The following is a 15,877-nucleotide window of genomic DNA, read 5'->3' as shown; positions in this document are numbered from 1 at the left end:
GATGTGCCTGTTTACGGCTATCGCTTCCGCGGCCAGCGCTTTGATTGCGGTTCCAAGGCAGGTTTCCTGCAGGCCACCGTCTCCTTTGCACTGGCCCGCGAGGAATTGCGGGACGAGCTGTTGGGCTATCTGAACGGGGTGATCGGCACCCGTAAGGCGGCTGAGTAGACTGCCGTGTCTGCCTAGGATTCCACAGGGAACAATAAAAATCTTGGGGTGGCAGATTTCCGCCGCACCGGGGTTTGTGCTAGAGGCAAATCAGGATAGAGATAACCATTAGACGAATTTGAATAGTGATCCGGGTGATTTTAGAAAACCGGGCGGATAGCATGTGCGGGATTGCGAAGAAACGCATCATGCAAAGGTAGCAACCCGATGTCGTGACCGGGCAGGGTCATGGCAGGGCCAACTGGGCAGGCTGTCAGGGAACAGGGGCACAAGCGTGTTTAATCTGATCAGTGCATTATCGCGCAAACAGAAATCCTATATCTTTCTGGCTATTGATCTGGCTCTGATCCCTCTGGCTCTTTTGTTCACCTTCACAGTGCAGCCGCTGCCCGATCCCGCCCTGAAAACCCTGATTCTGATGGTGCCGGTGCTGCCCTATGCCATGGCGGTGATGGCGGCCATGTCGGTCTGGCTGGGGCTGCCGATGGTGCAGCTCAACGCCTATGAACGCCACGCGGTGACGCTGACGGCGGCGGTCGCCTTCGTGACCGCCCTTGTGGTGGCCGGGCTGACCTATCTGTTTGGCCCCGACCTGACGCCCGGCACCCATGTGGTGTTCGGCACCAGCTATTTCCTGTTCCTGGTCGCCACCCGCGGGGTGCTGCATCAGGTGGTCATGGCGATCTACCGCCGCGCCCAGCCGCGCTGCCGGGTGCTGATCTACGGTGCCGGCACCACCGGCACCCAGCTGGCGCAGGCGCTGAAGGCCCATGACGGCATCGATCCGGTGGCCTTTGTCGATGATAATTCCTCGCTTCAGGGCATGACGCTGGTGGGGCTGCCGGTGTTCCCGCCCGCCCGTATCGACCACATCGTCAAGACCCGCGGCATCAAGCGGGTGCTGCTGGCGATGCCGTCGCAAAGCCAACCGAAACAGGCCCAGATCACCAAGCACCTGCAGGATATGCAGCTGGAAGTGCAGGCGCTGCCCTCCTTTGCCCAGCTGATCGGCGAAGAGGCGCTGGTGGACAAGCTGACCCCGGTGGCGCCGCAGAAATTCCTCGGCCGCGCGGCCCGCGATGTGCCCTTGCAGGAGGCCGTCGCCTCCTATGCCGGGCGGGTGGTTCTGGTCTCCGGCGCCGGGGGGTCGATCGGCTCGGAGCTCTGCCGTCAGGTGCTGGCCTGCGCGCCGACGAAACTGGTGCTTTTCGAACTGTCCGAACTGGCGCTTTATACCGTGCATCAGGAAATGAAGCAGCTGACTGCGGGCACCGGGATCGAGGTTGTGCCGGTGCTGGGATCGGTCACCGATCCGCGTCAGGTGCGGTTGGTGCTGAACACCCACGACGTGCAGGTGGTGCTGCATGCGGCGGCCTATAAACACGTCCCCCTGGTCGAGGCCAACCCGCTGCCGGGCCTGGCCAACAACGTCTTTGGCACCGAAACCCTGGCCCGGGCGGCGGCGCAGACGGGGGTGGAACGTTTCATCCTGATTTCCTCGGACAAGGCGGTGCGGCCGACCAATGTGATGGGCGCCTCCAAACGCATGGCAGAGCTGATCGTGCAGGATCTGGCCAGCCGCCATCCGAACACCGTCTTCACCATGGTGCGGTTCGGCAATGTGCTGGGCTCTTCGGGCTCGGTGGTGCCGCTGTTTCAGGAACAGATCAGCCGCGGCGGCCCGGTGACCGTCACCGATCCCAATGTGAAACGCTATTTCATGACCATCCGCGAGGCGGTGCAGCTGGTGCTGCAGGCCGGCGCCGAGGCCTGCGGCGGCGAGGTCTTCGTGCTGGATATGGGCGAGCCGGTCTCCATCCTGCAGCTGGCCCGCCAGGTGATCGCCAGCGCCGGTTACACGGTGCGCGACGAAGGCAACCCCGATGGCGATATCGCCATCGACATCATCGGGCTGCGCCCCGGCGAGAAGATGGAAGAGGAGCTGACCCTCAGCCAGGAGGTGATCGGCACCCGGCATCAGAAGATCTTCTGCGCCCGGGAAACCGTGCTGTCGGAACTCGAAACCGCCGCCCTGTTGCGCGGGCTGCGCCAGGCAGTGGCCGCCGGGGACGAGAGTGCGGCCCGGCAGGTGGTCACGCGCTGGGTCGAAGGCTATACCCAGCCCCCCGCGGACCGGAAAACCTCATGAGCGCGCGCCGCGCTGTTCTGACCGTTGATCCGGTTCGGGATTCTGTGTTCTAACCGCCTGAGGCAGGCATTTTCAGACAGTCAGGACCGTCGTGACCTCTTCCCGCAGATATACGTTCCGGCGCGTTTTCCCCTCTTTCGCAGGGCCGGGCCCCTCTGGCCTCTCTGCCGTGATCATCGCGGGGATCTGCGCAGGCGCCTCTGGCGCCCTGGCGCAGGACAGTACCACGGCGCCGGGATTTGCCACCGCGGCGCAGGTCGACAACTTTGATGCGCCCAGTCTGGAGCCACCCGCAGCACCGGGACTCAATTTCTACGGCACCCCTGGTCTGATGGACACGCCAAGCGCCGAAATGCTGCCGGACGGGCATTTTGCCACCACCTTTTCCTGGTTCGGTGGGCAGAGCCGCTACAACCTGACCTTCCAGGCGCTGCCCTGGCTCAGCGCCTCCTTCCGCTACAACGGCATCCGCAATCTCAACCTCTTTGGCTTCAACACCTATTACGACCGCGGCTTTGACGTGCGCTTCCGATTGCTGCGTGAACGGCGCTACCTGCCGGAACTGACCATGGGACTGCAGGATTTCGCCGGCACCGGGGTCTATGCAGCGGAATATCTGGTCGCCACCAAGCGGATCGAGACGCCGCCCTTACGCTTTGGCGGCGCGGCCGGGCGCAGCCCCGGCCAGCTGAAAGTCTCGGCCGGTCTTGGCTGGGGGCGGCTTGGCTCCTACGGGGCGGTGGGCAATATCGGCGGCAAGCGCCCCAGTTTCGTGGGCGGCGGCACCGGCGGAAACCTGTCCTATGATCAATGGTTCCGCGGCGATTTTGCGCCTTTTGCGGGCATCGAATGGCAGGCCAATGAACGCTGGTCCGTCAAGGCGGAGTATTCCTCGGACGCCTATGTGACCGAGACCCGCATCTCCAATGTCTTCGAGCGCAAGTCGCAGGTGAACTACGGGCTTGAATACCAATGGTCCAAAACCACCCGCATCGGCGCCTATTACATGTATGGCTCCGAACTTGGCATCACCGCGCAGTTCCAGCTGAAGCCCCGGCACCCGATCATCGCGACCCAGGTGCCCGCCCCGGCGCCCATCGTGCCGCGCAGCCAATGGGCCACGAAAGAGGAACATTGGAGCCAGGACTGGACCGAGAGCGAATATAAACGCACCCGGTTCCGCGATCTGGTGGCCGAAGGGCTGAAGCCGCACGGGCTGATCCTGGAGGCGATCGACCTCAAGGGAACCGAGGCCGAGGTGCGGTTCCGCAACCCGCGCTACCGCTCCTATGCCATCGCAGTGGGCCGGGTGGCGCGCACCATGGCGCTGACGCTGCCGCCTTCGATCGAAACCTTCCGCATCATCCCGGTGCGTTCGGGCATGGGCCTGTCCACCACAGTCATCCGGCGCTCCGACCTGGAGGAGCTGGAATTCTCGCCCGAGGCCTCCGATGGTGTGATGGCGGTGGCGGCGGTGACCGGCGCCGGGCCACTGCCGGAGACAGCGATTTTTTCGGAGGAGCTTTATCCCGCCTTCACCCGCTCCATCAGCCCCTATGCGGCGCCGGCCTATTTCGATCCGGCCCGACCGTTCCGGCTGGATGTGGGGGTGGATTTCGCAGCGGGCTATTCCCCGGCGCCGGGCTGGCGCATCGCCGGTAGCATCCGCCAGCGGGCCTGGGGCAACGTGCAGGACGGGCGGGCCTCGAACTCGGTGCTGCCGCATGTGCGCACCGACCAGTCCTTTTATGCGCAATATGGCACCACGCTGGAAAACCTCTACGTGGACCGCAGCTGGCAGCCGCGGCGCAATGTCTATGCCCGCCTGCGCGCTGGCTTGTTCGAAAGCATGTATGGTGGTCTGTCGGGCGAGGTGCTGTGGAAACCGGTTTCCAGCCCGCTGGCGCTGGGGGTCGAGGCCAATTACGTCATTCAGCGCGATTACGACCAGCGCCTGTCCTTCCGCGATTACAAGACCTTCACCGGCCATGCCTCGGCCTATCTGGAGCTGGGCGAAAGCTATCAGGCGCAGGTCGATGTGGGTCGCTACCTAGCCGGCGATTACGGCGGCACCTTCAGCCTGTTCCGGGAATTCGAGAACGGCTTCAAGGTCGGCGGCTTCTTCACCCTGACCAATGTCTCGGCGGCAGAGTTCGGCGAAGGCTCCTTTGACAAGGGGTTCTACTTCCGCATTCCGCTGGGCTGGCTCCTGGGCAAGGAAACCCGCAACGCCTACGGGCTGACCATCCGCCCGATCCAACGGGACGGCGGCCAGCGCGTCGGTGGGGTCGGCGGTCTTTACGGCGATGTACGCACCGCCCACCGCCGCAGCCTGCAGGCGCAACGGGCGAGGTTCTGGGAATGATCATGACACAGCTGACCCGCCCCCTGCGCGCATTCGCCGGGCTCTTGAGCGCTGTGCTTGTGCTGGCCGCCTGCAGCGGCGGTCCGCAGGATGCGCCGCTTGAGGTGGAAATCATGCAGGTCGTCGGCCAGCAGGTAAAACAACGCCTCAAGCGCCAGCCCGAGCGTCCGCCGGTCACCCGGGCGCTGCTCGACAGCCTGGACGAGACCTATATCGAGGTCACCATCGAGGACGATGGCCAGCGCGCCTATCTGCAGCCGCAGCTGGTAAAACGGGACAGCACCCCGGGTCAGGTCACCGTCTGGCTGACCGAGGATGCGGTGACGCTGGCGATGCGCAACGGCGTGCTTACAGCCACCCGCGGGCTGCGCAACGACATGCTGTCTTCTTCGGCGCTGGTCCGCGAGACCGGCGGCGTGATGGGGCCCGCGGGCACCGGCGCGCGGCGCTATGAATTTGCCGCGCTCGACAACCGGTCGCAGGTCTTCACCCTGGCCTGCACCGTCTCTGATCTGGGCCCGGAGACCATCGAAATCATCGAGTTAACCTATCAGACCCGGCATCTGCAGGAACGCTGCGAATCCGGCCCGGGGGGCGAATCCGGCGTGGTGGTCAACGATTACTGGATCGATTCCGGCAGCGGCCATCTGTGGCAATCGCGGCAATGGGCCGGTCCCACCACCGGCTATCTGCGTATCCGCCAGCTGACACTTTGAGCGAATTGTCGCCTTTTTCGCCTTATTTTCCCCGCATTTCGCAGGGGGTGAGCGGTTTTCGCGCAACGTTCAAAAAAAATGTTTTTTTCTGCCCGCTGCAGCCTCTCCTTTCGTTGAATTGAAAGGAGACCTCGCATAGGGTCACCCTCAAAGGTCTCCACAGGAGTTTGGATCATGAAACAGTTCTTCGCAGCATTCGCACTGGCCGCAATGGCCGCAACATCCGTATCCGCACAGGCAACTGGCGCCGCAGCTGCCGGTAACGGCGGCGGCAGCGGCAGCGGTGGTGCAGGTCTCGGCGGCGGTCTGGGTGCAGGCGGTATCGCAGCAGGTGTGGTCGCGGCAGCGGTCATCGTTGGCGTTGTCACCAACGATGACAACGAAACCGGCACCACCACCACCACCACCACCACGACCGGCAACGGCAACTAAGCCAGAGGGTCGCAGCCGGTTTTCTCCGGCGGATGATATTTTGAAAAAGCGGGTCCTCTGTGGCCCGCTTTTTTGCACCCTGTTGAAGCCTCTTTCGCAGCGGTTTATAGCCGAGGGTCAGACACCTGCCGATCCGGTCTTTGCCCCGAGTCCCGGCACGTTTCCCGGCCCGAACAGGAAAAGGACCCCGGCATGAGCGATCCAGAGGCGCGGATTTGCGTGATCGGCCTTGGCTATGTGGGCCTGCCGCTAGCGGTGGCCTTTGGCCAGCAGCGCCCGACCCTGGGGTTCGACATCAGCGCTGACCGTATCACCGAGTTGCGCGGCGGCCGGGACCGCACCGGCGAGATCGCCGCCGATGATCTGACCGGGGCAGGCCAGCTTTCCTTTACCTCGGACCCAGGCGAGATTGCCGGTTGCACGATCTTTATCGTCACCGTCCCGACCCCGGTGGATGCCAGCCACCGCCCGGATCTGACGCCGCTGCTGCGCGCCTCGGAGACCGTGGGCGCCGCGCTGAAGCCCGGCGATCTGGTGATCTATGAAAGCACCGTCTACCCCGGCGCCACCGAGGAAGACTGCGTGCCGGTGCTCGAAGCCACCTCCGGGCTGGTGTTCAACCGGGATTTCCACGTCGGTTATTCGCCGGAGCGGATCAACCCGGGCGACAAGTCTCGGCGCCTGGCCGATATCGTCAAGGTCACCTCCGGCTCGACCCCCGAAGTGGCGGCACAGGTCGATGCGCTTTACCGACAGGTGGTGCAGGCGGGCACCCATCCCGCGCCCTCGATCCGGGTGGCCGAGGCCGCCAAGGTGATTGAGAACAGCCAGCGCGACATCAATATCGCCCTGATCAACGAGCTGGCGATGATCTTCAACCGCATGGATATCGATACCGAGGCGGTACTGCAGGCGGCCGGCAGCAAGTGGAATTTCCTCAACTTCCGCCCAGGTCTGGTGGGCGGGCACTGTATCGGCGTCGATCCCTATTACCTGACGCATAAGGCCGAAAGCCTTGGCTATCATCCCGAGATCCTCCTGGCGGGGCGGCGGCTCAACGATGGCATGGGCGCCTATGTGGCCGGCGAAATGGTCAAGGCGATGCTGCGCCGCGGTCTGCCTGTCGCGGGCGCGCGGGTGCTGGTGATGGGGCTGACTTTCAAGGAAAACTGCCCCGATCTGCGCAACACCCGGGTCATCGACGTGCTGCACGCGCTTGAGGAGTTTGGTGTCCTCCCCGAGGTCCACGACCCCCATGCCGACCCCGAGGAGGCGCTGCGAGAATATGGTATCTCCCTGGTCGCCGAGCCCGCCGCGGGGCGCTATGACGGGGTGATGCTGGCGGTGGCCCATGATACCTTCCGGCAGATGGGCGCCGAGGCGATCCGCGCCTATGGCACCCCCGGCGCGCTGCTTTATGATCTGAAATACATCCTGCCGCCCGAGGCCTCGGACCTGCGCCTCTAGGTCGTCAGACACAGCTATTTAACGGAAAGAAGACCCGACCTATGCGCAAACTCTTTGGTACCGACGGGGTGCGCGGCACCGCCAACACCCACCCGATGACCGCCGATATGGCGCTGCGCATCGGCGCTGCCGCCGGACGTTATTTCCGGCGCGAGGCCGGCGGCGTCCACCGGGTGGTGATCGGCAAGGACACCCGCCTCTCCGGCTATATGTTCGAAAACGCGCTGACCGCCGGTCTGACCTCCACCGGCATGAACGTGCTTCTGCTGGGCCCGGTGCCAACTCCGGCGGTGGGGTTGATGACCCGCTCGATGCGCGCCGATCTCGGCGTGATGATCTCGGCCAGCCACAACCCGGCCGAGGATAACGGCATCAAATTCTTCGGCCCCGATGGATTCAAACTGTCGGATCAGGCGGAGATCGAGATCGAAGCCCTGATCGAAGCCGGGGTGGAACCGGCGCAGGCAGGCAATATCGGTCGCGCCAAGCGGATCGACGATGCGCGCTTTCGCTATGGTGAGCGGGTGAAATCCTCACTGCCGCGGGATATCCGTCTGGATGGGCTGAAGGTGGTGGTGGATTGCGCCAATGGCGCCGCCCACCGCGCCGCGCCGGAAATCCTCTGGGAGCTGGGCGCCGAGGTGATCGCCATGGGCACATCCCCCGATGGCACCAATATCAACCGCGGCTGCGGCTCCACCCAGCCGCAGGCGGCGGCCGAAATGGTGGTCGCCCATGGCGCCCACGTGGGGATCTGCCTTGATGGCGATGCCGACCGGGTGATCGTCATCGACGAGAACGGCGCCATTGCCGATGGCGATCAGCTGATGGCGCTGCTGGCGGCGCGCTGGTCCGAGGCGGGCCAGCTGGCAGGCGGCGCGCTGGTGGCCACGGTGATGTCGAACCTCGGGCTGGAACGCTTCCTTGAGGGCAGGGGTCTTAGGCTGGAACGCACCGCTGTTGGCGACCGCTACGTGGTTGAGGCGATGCGCGCGGGCGGATTCAACCTTGGCGGTGAACAATCCGGCCATATCGTGATGAGCGATTACGCCACCACTGGCGACGGGCTGATGGCGGGGCTGCACGTGCTGGCCGCCATGGTGCAGACCGGGCAGGCGGCCTCTCAGCTGGTGCGCCAGTTCGATCCGGTGCCGCAGCTTCTGAAGAACGTGCGCTTTGGCGCCGGGCAGACACCGCTGGAAGAGACCCGCGTTCAGGACGCGATCCGCGACGCCGAGGCCGCGCTGAACGGGCAGGGGCGTCTGCTGATCCGCAAATCCGGCACCGAGCCGCTGATCCGGGTGATGGCGGAATGCGAGGATGATGCGCTTCTGATGCGCACCGTGGATCAGGTGGTCGAAGCCGTCGAAGCCGCAACCGCCTGACGGGTCCCCGGATCAGGCCGACAGGCGCGGGGCTTCTTCAGCCATCAAATCCTGATCTGATGCGCTCTGGCCGGTGCGGAACCGGTCCAGCGCTGCGGCCATGGCCTGCGCCTCCTGCGACAGGGAGATGGAGGCCGAGGTTACCTCTTCGAAAAGGGCGGCATTCTTGGTGGTGGCATCGTCCAGATTGGCCACCGCGCCATTCACCTCCTGCAGGTTGCTGGACTGTTCGGCCGAGGCGCGCGAGATATTCTGCATCAGCTCGGCGGCGCTGGAGACCGATTGCGAAATCTCGTTGATCACCTCGCCGGTGCGCCCGACCAGATCGGCGCCCAGTTCCACATGTTCGCTGCTTTCGGCCACCAGGCTGGCGATCTCGTTGGCCGCCTCTTTCGAGCGATGTGCCAGGCTGCGCACCTCCGAAGCCACCACCGCAAAGCCCTTGCCCACGGATCCGGCCCGCGCCGCCTCGACCCCGGCATTCAGCGCCAGAAGATTGGTCTGCTGGGCGATGCTGTCGATGAGGCCGATGATCTTGGCGATCTTGTCCGAGCTTTCCTTGATCGCCTCCATGGCGGCAAAGGTGCGCTGCACCACATCCATGCTTTCGCTGGCGTTGCGGCGCGCGGTCTCCACCGAGGCCGAGGCCTCGCCCGAGGCCTGCGCCGTGCTTTCGACCGAGACCGACAATTCGTTGAGCGCTGCCGCGGTGGAGGCCAGGGTCTGCGCCGAATGCTCGGAGCGGGCTGACAGATCGCGCGCGGCGCCGGAAATCTCGGTGGTGCCGCTGGCGGTGGATTGGCCGCTCTGGCTGAGGCTGCGTACGGAGTCTTCCAGCGCGCCAAGCGCCCGGTTGAAATCGTCGCGCAGCTTGCCGTAGCCCGCGCTCATCTCGTCGTGGATCCGTACCGTCAGATCGCCTTCGGCAAGCCGTTCCAGCCCCTGGCCGATGGCGCTGACGGCAGCCGTCTGCTGCGCCAGATGCTGCTGGCGTTCGGCCTCGGCCGCCTTTGAAATCTCTTCCTTTTCCACCAGCCCGTTGCGGAACACCGACAGGGCCTGGGCGATGCGGCGGATTTCGCTGCTGGAACGCTCAAAGCCGGTGACCGGGCTGAGATCGCCGCCCGCCAGGTTTTCCGTGGTCTCGCTGATCCGGATCAGCGGCCGGGTGATCAGCAGCCGGGTCAGCACCAGCGCCGCCAAAAGCACCGCTGCCGAGACCGCCCAGAGGGTCTGCATCCGGGTTTGCGCCGCCTTCACATCGCGGGAGACGGAGCCGGCCATCTCGGCGATGGCACCCTGATTGTCGGCGCTGAGCGCCGCCGCCCGCAAGGCGATTTCGGCCACGGTACTGGCCGCCTCCTGCGAGGCAGAGACGGTTTCGGCGCGGGCCCGGATCGTGGCGATCCGCGAGGCGGCAAGACCGGTTTCCGGATCGGCATCGGCAGCGATCTGTTCCAGATCGGCAGCGAATTGCCCGCCAGCAATATCGCGAAAGGCCATCAGCGCCGTGGCCGCCGCCTGCAGCGGCGCAGCAGCCTCTTCGACCGCGGCGGTGCGATCAGCGGCCAGCACCTGCAGCGCCGCCACCTGCAGGGCGTTGACCTGCGTGTTCATTTCCAGAAGCTGTTTCAAGACGCCGATTTCATTGTCCAGCAGGCCCTGCACCGCATCGCGGCTTTCCTCGACGGTTTCCTCGGCGACGATTTCCAGCACAAAGACCATGTCCTCGATCGCCTTGTGCAGGACATTGGCACTGGCCTGGCGGTGATCCAGCACCAGGGGGCGCAATTCTTTCTGTTCAGAGCGGCGCGCGTTCATCATCTGGTCAAAGATGGCAAGCGCCTCTTCGACGATGCCCGCTTCAACCGGGTCTACCTCCATCTCCACCAGCCGCTCGGGCAGGTTTTCCAGCCGCGCGGTCGAGCTTTTGGCGATATTGGACAGGGCTTTTTTCAAAGACGGATCCCGGGTCTGCCCCAGCGCCAGCGCCACCCCGGACAGAAGGTTGATATCGCCCTGCGCCTCCAGAAGGCTTTGCAGGCCGGCAAAATTTTCCTCCACCAGCACCAGAAGCGCGTCTTCGATCGCGGACATCGTGGCATCGCCCCCGGTCTGCAGGTTGGAATAGGCGGCCTCGGCAGCGCTCAGAAGCGTGTTCTGCAGATGCTGGCTGTTCTCCTGCAGATCATCGATCTGCGCCGCGATCCGGGCCTCGCTGTCAAAGGTGGTTTCCCGCGCCGCCATCAGCGCATTCAGCGACTGCACCGTCTGGGTCACCACGGCCTCATACTCGGCGCGCAGATCCGAGGGCAGGCCGGTGACCTCCTCCTGCAGGCGCTGGGTCGCCGCCTCCATCTGGCTGCGGCGGTCCTGCAGCTCTGCGGCATCATCGGCCAGCAGGATATCTGTCATCGCATTGCGGGTCAGGCCGGTGGCCTCGGTCAGCCGGGCGCTGACCTCCAGCTGCGGCAGCATGTCCTGAGTCAGCACCCCCATGTCATCGGACACCCGGGCAAAGACCAGCGACACCAACACCCCGATCCCGGCCGAGGCAGCCCCCATCGCCAGCAGGATCAGCACCAGCTTGGCCCCGATGCTGGAAAACGGCCGGAAGCGGCGCGCGGCGCGCGTCCCACCAGCTGCGGGATCTGCGGTGGGATCGACTGCGGGATCTGCGGAGGACTTGTGAACCATACTGTATCACCTGTAGCAAAGCGCCGCCCGCCTGCCCGGCGGAGGGCCTGCGGATCGGATGGGGGGCAAACAACCGCAGCCTATCAGCCTGTGGTTTAATTTTATTTTAGCCCTCTCACCCCTTTTTCAGATAATTTGATCGGGTTGATCGGACGCGGTCACGCCCGATGTGCAGCCAGCTGCTTTTCGGGGTAAGGTCAGGCGGTTTCTGAATATTTTCAGTGCCCTGTACAGTTTCCAATCTGGCCTTCTATCTCGTCTCCTCCCTGTTCGGGACTGGATCGGGGCCCGTCGACCGCCTCCGCCCCGCCCGAAAACATGCCCAAAATGCGACGCTTTGGCGGTTTTTCTCCTGATTTGAACCGCTTACTAACGGTTGGCTGCTAGTTTTCGTATCATCGGGGCAGAAACCGACACCCGACCGCTGCCTGAACGCCTCTTTGCACCCGGAAAAGGGCGCGCTGCAGGCGGCCCGGGCGCGACTTGGATCTGTCCTGAACGTGTCTGGCACCCGGCTGGCACCCTTGATACAGGGCCGGTCGTACTAGGATTTAAAGAGGTTTTCGGTGACGCAGGCAGAGCATGCCCAGGATGATACGGCGCTTCGCGCCCTGATCGGCGCAGCCCAGAGCCCCATGGCCCTGCTCGGCGGCGATGGCGCGATCCTGCATGCCAACAAGGCCTTTGCGCGCCTTGTGCCGCTGCGCCCGGGTCCGGCGCCGGGTATGCAGCAGTTCGTCTCCCCGCCGCCGCTGTCGCCGGAACGGCTCAGCCCCGGCGCAGGCCCGGCGCGGATCACCACCATGGCCGCGAGCGGGGACCGGCTGCATTGGAATATCAGCGCGCTGCGCCCCGGTCTGTTCCTGATCGAGCTGACCCGCTCCCAGAGTTTCTGGCGGCGCCGGTTCTATGCCCGGCTGCGCGGCCTCGCCCGTGCCACCCAGAGCCCGGTGATTTTCTGTACTCCGGAGCAGCGCATCCGCTGGATCAACCCTGCCTGCGAACGGCTCACCGGCTACAGCAACGGCGATGCGCAGAACCTCAACCCCAGCGAGATCCTGCAAAGCGCCCATATGGACCCCGAGGGCACCGCCCGCATCACCCGGGCCATGGCCGCGCAGCGACCGGTCACCGCCGAGCTGCTGAACCGCGCCCCGTCCGGGCGGGAATACTGGCAGATGCTGGATGTCACCCCGCTGCACGGCCCCGACGGGCAGCTCGAAGGCTATGTGGCGGTGCTCACGGATATCACGCCGCTGAAACAGGCCGCCGAAGAGAACATGCGCAGCGCCCGGCTGGGCCGGATCATCGAAGAAAGCCTGCATGAAATCTATGTCTTCGACCCCGACAGTCTGAAGTTCACCGAGGTGAACCGGGGCGCCCGCGACAACCTCGGCTACAACATGAAAGAGCTGGCGCAGATGACGCCGCTGGACATCAAGCCGGATTTCACCCCTGAAGCCTTCCGCAAGATGGTGGAGCCGTTGACCTCGGGGCGGCAAAGCGTGCTGCGCTTCAAGACCCGGCACAAGCGCCGGGACGGCAGCTGCTATCCGGTAGAAATCACCCTGCAGCTGATGAGGGACGATCAGCCCTGGTTCGTGGCCATGGTGCAGGACACCAGCCTGCGCGACGCCAGTCAGCAGGCGGCGGAAGTGGCTCATGCCAGGCTGGTGGCCGCGGTCGAGGCGCTGCCGGACGGCTTTGTCTATTATGATGCCGACGACCGGCTGGTGCTGGCCAATTCCCGTTACCGTGAAATCTATTCTGCCAGCGCCCCGATGATCCGCGAAGGTGTCCGGTTTGAGGACATCCTGCGCTACGGGCTGGAGCATGGCGAATATGAAGAGGCCAGGGGCCGCGAAGAGGACTGGCTGAAGGAACGCCTGGCCCAGCACCGTAAGGAAAGCGGCTCTTTGCGCCAGCGGCTCAGCAACGGGCGCATCCTGCAGATCTATGAACGCAACACCCCCGATGGTGGCCGGGTCGGCCTGCGGGTGGATGTCACCGAATTCGACGAGGCCCGCGCCCGTGCCGAAGCCGCCAATGCCGCCAAGACCGCTTTTCTCGCCAATATGAGCCACGAGCTCCGCACCCCGATGAACGGTATCCTCGGCACCCTGCAACTGCTGGAGGACACCCGGCTCGACGCCGAGCAGAGCGAAATGCTGACCACCGCGGAAACCTCGGCCCAGGGGCTGCTGTCGATCCTCAACGACATTCTCGATCTGGCCCGCATCGAAGCGGGCAAGGAAGAGCTGAACATCGCACCCTTCGTGCCGAAGACAGTGCTGGAGCAGGTCGCCTCGCTGCACCGGGTGGTGGCCGAGCGCAAGGGCGTGGCGCTGGAACTGGCACTGGCACCGGGCACCGGCACGGCGCGGCTTGGCGATGCCCGCCGGATCGGCCAGATCCTGCATAACCTCTGCGGCAATGCGCTGAAATTCACCGAAGTTGGTGAGGTGCGGCTCAGCGCCGAATTCTCGGGCGACGGGCACCTGTGCCTCGAGGTGCGCGACAGCGGCATTGGCATGACCCCGGAAGAGCTGCAGCGGGTGTTCGGCAAATTCGAACAGGCCGACAATTCCAGCACCCGGGCCTTTGGTGGCACCGGCCTGGGCCTGGCCATCGTCTCGGAGCTGGTCACGCTGATGCAGGGCCAGCTGGAGATCGCTTCAGAGCCGGGGCAGGGCACCACCATACGGGTGCGGCTGCCGCTGGAGCAGGCTGATGATGCGGACGCCGCGCCCCCTGAGACAGCCCCCAAAGCGGACGCGGAGACAGAAACAGGGACGGGCGCCGGTTTGCCGACGCCCCCCTCCGAGGCTCTGCTCCTTGCCCAGCCCCCCGCAGGATCTGAGACCTCCGGCCCGCCGCTGCGCATCCTGGTGGCCGAGGACAACGCCACCAATAGGCTGATCATCGGCAAGCTGCTGAGCCGGATGGGCCATCAGGCGGTGCTATGCCACGACGGGGCAGAGGCCGTCGCCACCTGGGAGCCGGGGGCCTTTGACTGTCTGCTTATGGATATTTCCATGCCGAAGCTCTCTGGCATCGAAGCGCTGCACGAGATCCGTAAACAGGCCGGTGGCGCGGATCTTGCCCCGGTCTTTGCGGTGACGGCCCATACCATGCCGGACCAAGTGGACTCGCTGCTGCACGAGGGCTTTGACGGGGTGCTGAGCAAACCGATCCGCACCATGGATCTGAGCCAGGCCCTGCTGCGCTGCCGGTCCGAGAGCAGGCCTGTGGACCTGTGAGTTGCCCCTTAGGTAGGGGCACTGCAGACAACCAAGGAGGCCGCTACGGGATGGAAACGGCGAAGTCGGTAGTACTCTCGGTCGGGGATCTGGCGCGCTACACCTGCGGCAGGTCGTGGTTCGGGGAACAGGTGGTCAAGGTGTGGACCGCCCGGACAATCGCTACGGCTTATTCGCCACCCATCTCGGTGGTGGCACGCCCCAGTAATCCCGCCCCCCTCGACTGCAAGGGAGGCAATCTGATCCATCTGAGCGGATGGAATTGACACCCCATCCGCTCAGATGGCGAACAGCTAGGTAAGATACCCTCACGTCACCGTCCTCTTGGTAGGCCTCTATGTAGTCTGTTTGGTTCTCCAGTTTCATAAACACCCTATCTCGGTGTCCACGAAACCGGCAGCAGGCCGCATTCATCGCTCGGAAACTTGACGCCGAGCGAATTTGCGTCCCAACTGAAGGAAACCCGAAAGGTCGCATGAAGCCTGGACCAGAAACGGGGTGAGATCCACTTGGGAAATGATGATCTGATCCACCGGACCAGCACCACAAGCAGTGCATGTCCACATTCATGAACCGCAATACGCCACAGCTTCCGCTCAGTCTCGTCTCGGACATCGTCAAGACTGGCAATAAGGTGTAAGACGGGTCGAATACAGTGCCGTTGCGGTGTGCGCACGCCGAGGTAGTGATAGTGATCGTTTTTTCGCATCCTTGATGCTTCCCCCAAAGAAGTGGTCCGTCCCTATGATTAGGAAACGGAGGACCATAAATGGCAACGAGCGCCACCTGTCACTTGAGGGCCCCTCAATAGTGAACACTTCCGTATGGGGTGCGGCTGTGTTAGCTCCTTGCGAGGAGGCTGTGATCGGCTGAAAGGCCTCCGCCGCTGCGAAGATGCAGTCCAATCGCAAGGATGGATATCCAAGAGTTTGCCGAGGTCGCCAGGGCTCTCCTCAGTGAGAGCCCTAGGCTTTCCAAAATGAAGTTCTGGGAAACTCTTCAGGGCGCTCTGTTTCGATTTCGATGATCTCCAGATGGCGGCATCGTGTCCTAGCGAGACGGCGTGATGAGGGTCAAACCGCATCCATTGCAGATGCGGCCTGTGCAGCACCCGTCAAAACATTACATAATTATCATTATCAGATATAAAACTGTAGCCGCGGCACATTCTAAACTGGGTTGCGACACATCCCCTATCTTGCTGAAAAGCAAGGAGAACGGACATGGCCCACACAGAG

The 15,877-nt window shown here is 64.0% G+C and carries 8 protein-coding genes and 1 pseudogene; 8 read left to right on the top strand and 1 reads right to left on the bottom strand.

The window, feature by feature from the left end:
• From SM765_RS22715 to glmM, 7 genes and pseudogenes are all read left to right on the top strand, one after another.
• A pseudogene (locus SM765_RS22715) lies at positions 1–168 on the top strand (UTP--glucose-1-phosphate uridylyltransferase); the annotation flags it as partial.
• A 274-nt stretch (positions 169–442) separates the two neighbouring features.
• Entirely contained in the window at positions 443–2,317 is a 1,875-nt protein-coding gene (locus SM765_RS22710) for a polysaccharide biosynthesis protein (protein ID WP_368981921.1), read from the top strand.
• Positions 2,318–2,408: 91 nt separating this feature from the next.
• Entirely contained in the window at positions 2,409–4,682 is a 2,274-nt protein-coding gene (locus SM765_RS22705; protein ID WP_368981920.1) for a YjbH domain-containing protein, read from the top strand.
• A 2-nt stretch (positions 4,683–4,684) separates the two neighbouring features.
• Entirely contained in the window at positions 4,685–5,398 is a 714-nt protein-coding gene (locus SM765_RS22700; RefSeq protein WP_368981919.1) for a YjbF family lipoprotein, read from the top strand.
• A gap of 174 nt (positions 5,399–5,572) precedes the next feature.
• Positions 5,573–5,830, top strand: a complete 258-nt coding sequence (locus SM765_RS22695) for a hypothetical protein (protein WP_274834160.1) — start codon at positions 5,573–5,575, stop codon at positions 5,828–5,830.
• Positions 5,831–6,022: 192 nt separating this feature from the next.
• On the top strand, positions 6,023–7,297 hold the full coding sequence (gene tviB, locus SM765_RS22690) for a Vi polysaccharide biosynthesis UDP-N-acetylglucosamine C-6 dehydrogenase TviB (RefSeq protein ID WP_368981918.1): 1,275 nt from the start codon (positions 6,023–6,025) through the stop codon (positions 7,295–7,297).
• Positions 7,298–7,338: 41 nt separating this feature from the next.
• Positions 7,339–8,682, top strand: a complete 1,344-nt coding sequence (gene glmM / locus SM765_RS22685) for a phosphoglucosamine mutase (protein WP_368981917.1) — start codon at positions 7,339–7,341, stop codon at positions 8,680–8,682.
• 12 nt (positions 8,683–8,694) lie between these two features.
• Here glmM and SM765_RS22680 read toward each other — a convergent pair whose 3' ends face one another.
• On the bottom strand, positions 8,695–11,379 hold the full coding sequence (locus SM765_RS22680; RefSeq protein WP_368981915.1) for a methyl-accepting chemotaxis protein: 2,685 nt from the start codon (positions 11,377–11,379) through the stop codon (positions 8,695–8,697).
• Positions 11,380–11,945: 566 nt separating this feature from the next.
• Between SM765_RS22680 and SM765_RS22675 the strand changes: the two genes are divergently transcribed.
• Entirely contained in the window at positions 11,946–14,639 is a 2,694-nt protein-coding gene (locus SM765_RS22675) for a PAS domain-containing hybrid sensor histidine kinase/response regulator (protein WP_368981914.1), read from the top strand.
• Positions 14,640–15,877 lie beyond the last annotated feature (1,238 nt).

The organism is Pseudophaeobacter sp. 1A09344 (assembly GCF_041008745.1).
Classification (GTDB): Bacteria; Pseudomonadota; Alphaproteobacteria; order Rhodobacterales; family Rhodobacteraceae; genus Phycobacter; species Phycobacter gallaeciensis_A.
This window is presented reverse-complemented; position numbering and strand designations above follow the sequence as displayed.